Annotated in this window: 3 protein-coding genes; all 3 read left to right on the top strand. The window is 44.3% G+C overall.

What is annotated here, in order from left to right:
* Positions 1-874 (top strand): ATP-binding cassette domain-containing protein (locus H6F50_RS20705; protein ID WP_199292286.1); only part of this gene is annotated, 874 nt, incomplete at its 5' end.
* Positions 875-954: 80 nt separating this feature from the next.
* The gene (locus H6F50_RS20700; RefSeq protein WP_190430164.1) at positions 955-1,680 is read left to right on the top strand and encodes a cyclase family protein; all 726 of its coding nucleotides are present in this window, start codon (positions 955-957) and stop codon (positions 1,678-1,680) included.
* Positions 1,681-1,777: 97 nt separating this feature from the next.
* Positions 1,778-5,014: amino acid adenylation domain-containing protein (locus H6F50_RS20695; RefSeq protein ID WP_199292285.1), on the top strand; the 3,237-nt coding region annotated here is incomplete at its 3' end.

Genomic DNA, 5,014 nt, shown 5'->3' with positions numbered 1-5,014 from the left:
CCGAAGAGAAGGGCGTAAACAAGCTCACGATAGAAGTATGGGAAAATCTGCAAGAAGATTCTTCGAGAATCGAGCATCAGCAAGTGCTGGAAGCGCCTCAAAAAAACATGAGGCGGCGATCGCTAAAGCTACACAAAATTTGGAATCTGCCAAAATTAGGACAAATCCAGTTGCCATTGTTCGCCTTGAAGAAGAAAGTAGTAAAAAGGGGAGAAGCTTAATTAACATTCAAGGAGCCAATCTGAAAATTGTAAATCAGTTTCTCATAAAGAATATACAGATGCACATAGCATCCGGTGAGCGAGTTGCTATTTCTGGGGCGAATGGGTCGGGAAAATCTAGCTTAATTCGGGCAGTTTTGGGCATCCATCGAAAAAATTCCCCAGCGATTCTTGCATCGGGGAAGGTTTCAGTTGCTCCAAAATTAAAAGTTGTATATCTTGACCAAACTTACGAGTTAGTAGATAGAGGAAAAACCATTTTAGAAAATTTGCAAGCAGCGAATCCCAACCTTGAGTATCAACTTATCAGACAACAGCTTGGACACTTTTTATTTTTCAATGATGAAGTGAATAAAAAAGCTGAGGTCTTAAGTGGAGGAGAGCTAGCAAGACTTGCCCTGGCGATGATTAGCGTATCAGAAATTGACTTGCTGGTATTGGATGAACCAACGAACAATTTGGATTTAGAAACCGTTACTCAAATTGTCGAAGCGTTAGAAGAGTATCGAGGCGCTATATTAGTAATTTCTCATGACATAGATTTTCTCAGTCGCATTCAGATAACCAAAGCCTTTAAAATTCAAAACAGGGAAATGCGAACGACCGTTTTCCTTCCCGCCGAGACAGAACAATATTATCAAGAGTTACTTTGAACGCGAGACCCCCGAATTCTCTAAGAATTCGGGGGTCTTAACCGCTGGGGTCTCACAAATATTTTTAGTAATCAGACGCCATGATTCCTAGCTCAAATAATCTTAAAACCATTAATTACACCCAAATTGTAGACCTGAGTCATGTCATTGATCCAAATATACCTATTTGGCCAAACGATCCACTCGTTGAATTTGAGCCAGTCGCCAAGTTAGAAAAAGATGGTTACCATCTACGAAGATTCTCGATGGGAGAACATAGCGGCACTCATATCAACGCACCCAGTAGCTTTTATGAAGATGGAGTTGGGATTGAGAGTTATCCAGCCCAGTCGCTCGTTGTACCAGCGATTGTTATCGATATCCGCGACAAAGGTATTGCTAATTTTGACTATGCTTTAACAACAGCCGATGTCCTCTATTGGGAACAGCAACACCATCCTATCTCTCCTAACACTGTTGTACTTCTATACACGGGTTGGCAAGAAAAGTGGGGCGATCGAAGAGCCTTTTTAAATCAGGACGAACAAGGCAAATTTCACTTTCCGGGGTTTGCTGCTGAAACTAGCCGATTCTTAGTCGAAGAACGCGCGATCGCTGGTGTGGGAATTGATACTCATGGCGTCGATCCAGGGCAAGATGAAACCTTTAGCACCAACCGCCTGGTACTAAAAAAGGCTGGAATTGTATTGGAAAACCTGACAAATCTCGATCGGTTATCGCCCACTGGCACTACATTAGTCATTGGGATTTTACGTCTACGGGGTGGTTCTGGGACACCTGTATCCGTGTTAGCTTTTGTGCCTTGATACCTGCACCAAAAATCGCATTGACTTTACGCGATCGCTTCTTCCCATTAAATCAACCTGGACAGGCTATTATCCCTTGTGGTGAAAGCAAAGATAGATGACGCCGGATGCCGACAACGCCCCGATAGCTGCAAAAGAAAGAATCGATATGTCTGAACAAGAGGTTTTTGTCTTTCCTGCATCATTTGCCCAACAGCGGCTGTGGTTCCTTGACCAGTTGATACCTGGCAATGCGATCTATAATGTGCCGACAGTCATTCGCTTAAAAGGTGCGCTCAATTTCGCGGCATTAGAGCAGACATTTAACGAAATTGTGCGTCGCCACGAAGCCTTACGGACTACATTTAAGGTGCTAGAGGGGCAACCCGTACAAGTGATTCCTGCGGAAAGTTGCGCTAAGGCTTCCGGCTTAACCATCCCTCTGTCCGTAGTAGACCTGCGGCAGTTTCCAGAATGCGATCGCGAACTCCAAGCACAGCAGTTGGTAGCAGCAGAAATCGAACGTCCTTTTGATTTGTCCTCTATCCCATTGCTGCGAGTGAAGCTGCTACAGCTTTCCGAAACAGAACATATTCTATTGCTGAATATGCACCACATTATCTGTGATGATTGGTCGATTGGAGTGCTGATTCGGGAACTGGGAACCCTCTACACAGCCTTTACTTGTAGAGACGGGATGCATCCCGTCTCTACGCTGCCGGAACTGCCCCTACAATACGCCGACTTTGCCCATTGGCAGCGCCAGTGGCTGCAAGGAGAGGTGCTGGAAACTCAGTTAGCTTATTGGCGGCAACAATTAAACGGTATTTCCGTGCTAAATTTGCCCGTTGACCGACCGAAACCAGCGGTTGCAAGCTATCGAGGAGCAACGCAATCTTTAGAGTTACCGAAAAAGCTCAGTGATGCGCTCCAGACGCTTTCGCAGCAAGAAGGTGTCACCCTATTTATGACTTTGCTAGCAGCATTTCAGACCTTACTCTACCGCTACACGCATCAAGAAGACATCGCGGTGGGTTCGCCTATTGCTAACCGCAACCGTAGCGAAATTGAAGGATTAATTGGCTTTTTTGTCAACAGTTTGGTATTACGCACCGACTTATCTGGAAACCCAACTTTCCGCGAACTCTTAAGCAGAGTTCGGCAGGTAACACTAGGCGCGTACAGCCATCAAGATTTGCCTTTTGAGAAACTTGTTGAAGAGCTACATCCAGAGCGCAACTTAAATATTCATCCGCTATTCCAAGTAGTATTTGGCTTTGAGAATGCGCCAATGTCAGCGTTAGAACTGCCTGGATTAGTGCCTAGCTTTATGGATGTTGACTTTAAAACAACCCGATTCGATTTGGAGTTGCATTTGTGGAAGTGTTCCGAAGATTTCCGGAGCTTATGGGGCGGTAAATGGGAGAATTCGGAGGGGATTAGAGGCGTAGTGGTTTACAACACGGATTTATTCGATGAAGCCACGATTACTAGAATGCTGGGACATTTTAAAACATTGCTTGAAGGGATTGTTAATCATCCCGAAGAACGAGTTGCAAATTTACCGCTATTGGGTGAAGCTGAACGACAGCAGTTATTAATACAAGTAAACGACACCCAGGCGGATTATCCTCAAAATCAGTGTATCCATCAGTTATTTGAAAATCAGGTAAAGCAGAATCCTAATTCTATAGCAGTAATATTTGAAAATTTAGAGACAAGGGTTATCGAGTCTCTAACCTACCGGGAGTTGAACATACGCAGCAACCAATTAGCACATTATTTACAAAAAATGGGGGTAGTTTCGGAAGTTTTAGTCGGCATCTGTATGGAGCGTTCTGTAGACCTAATTGTGGGATTACTAGGCATTCTGAAAGCAGGGGGAGCTTATGTGCCTTTAGATCCTAGTTATCCTCAAGAACGTTTGAAGTTTATGCTTGATGATGCTTGTAAGGGCGAAGCATTTCTACAGAAAAACTTTGGCTTCAATCCAGAAATTATTGGCACGGATACGCCCGTACTATTGCTGACACAGGAAAAATTAGTTGGGCATTTTGAGGGTTTCTCAAACCCAGTTGTGTCCCTTGATAAGGATTGGGAAATCATTGCCCAAGAAAGTGAAGAAAACTCGAATAGCAGCGTAACCAGCGAGAACTTAGCTTATGTAATCTACACTTCTGGTTCTACAGGAAATCCTAAGGGAGTTGCGGTTACTCACAAAGCTGTCAATCGGCTGGTATGCAACACAAATTATGTAAAATTGTCGCCTGATGATAAAGTTGCCCAAGCCTCAAACACTTCCTTTGACGCAGCAACATTCGAGATTTGGGGCGCGTTACTCAATGGCGCTCAACTTGCGGGAATTAGCAGAGATGTCACCCTTTCGCCCCACGAGTTTGCCTTACAACTTCAACAAAAAGACATCAGCATTTTATTTTTGACCACCGCTTTATTTCAACAGATTGCCAGAGATGTTCCGCAAGCTTTCGCTAACTTGCGCTATTTGCTATTTGGAGGCGAGGCTGTTGATACTCGGTGGGTCAAAAAGGTTATTAAACAAGGCGCGGCGAAGCATTTAATTCATGTTTATGGGCCAACAGAGAGTACAACATTCTCTTCTTATTACTGCGTGGAGAATGTGCCAGAATCAGCAACATCCATCCCCATAGGTCGCCCGATTACGAATACGCAGATTTATCTGCTGGATGCTCATTTACAACCTGTACCGATTGGTGTTGTCGGCGAATTGTACATTGGCGGTGATGGATTGGCGCGAGAATATCTGAATCGCCCTGAATTAACTGCTGAACGCTTTATTTCTAATCCTTTTAGTAAGAAAACAGAAGCACGACTTTATAAAACGGGTGACTTAGCCCGCTATCTACCAGACGGCAATATTGAGTTTTTAGGTCGCATTGATAATCAGGTAAAAATTCGCGGCTTCCGCATCGAATTAGGCGAAATTGAAGCGGTGCTCAATCAGCATCCAGTAGTGAGCGAGACAGCGGTAATTGTTAGGGAAGAAATCCCTGGTGATAAGCACTTGGTTGCTTATATTGTTCCTAACCAAAAACAGGCACCAGCAAGCATCAATCTGCGGCAATTCCTAAAAGAAAAGTTACCTGAATACATGGTGCCTTCAGCTTATGTCATGCTAGAATTCCTACCGCTGACACCGAATGGAAAAGTAGATCGTCGTGCCTTACCTGCGGTTGATACGCTCAGTTTTGATATCAAAGAAGATTATGTCGCACCACGCGATCGCGTTGAGGAAGCGCTAGCCGAAATTTGGGCTAAAGTTTTGGGAAAAGAGCAGGTAAGTGTCCACGACAATTTCTTTGAATTGGGCGGTCAT

Source organism: Coleofasciculus sp. FACHB-712, assembly GCF_014695635.1.
In the GTDB taxonomy this organism is placed as follows: Bacteria; Cyanobacteriota; Cyanobacteriia; order Cyanobacteriales; family FACHB-T130; genus FACHB-T130.
The sequence above is the reverse complement of the archived record's forward strand: the minus strand, read 5'-3'. Positions and strand labels throughout refer to the sequence as shown.

Coding starts and splice junctions, on each gene's coding strand:
- H6F50_RS20700 (WP_190430164.1), top strand. CDS start 955: ATGATTCCTAGCTCAAATAATCTTAAAACCATTAATTACACCCAAATT.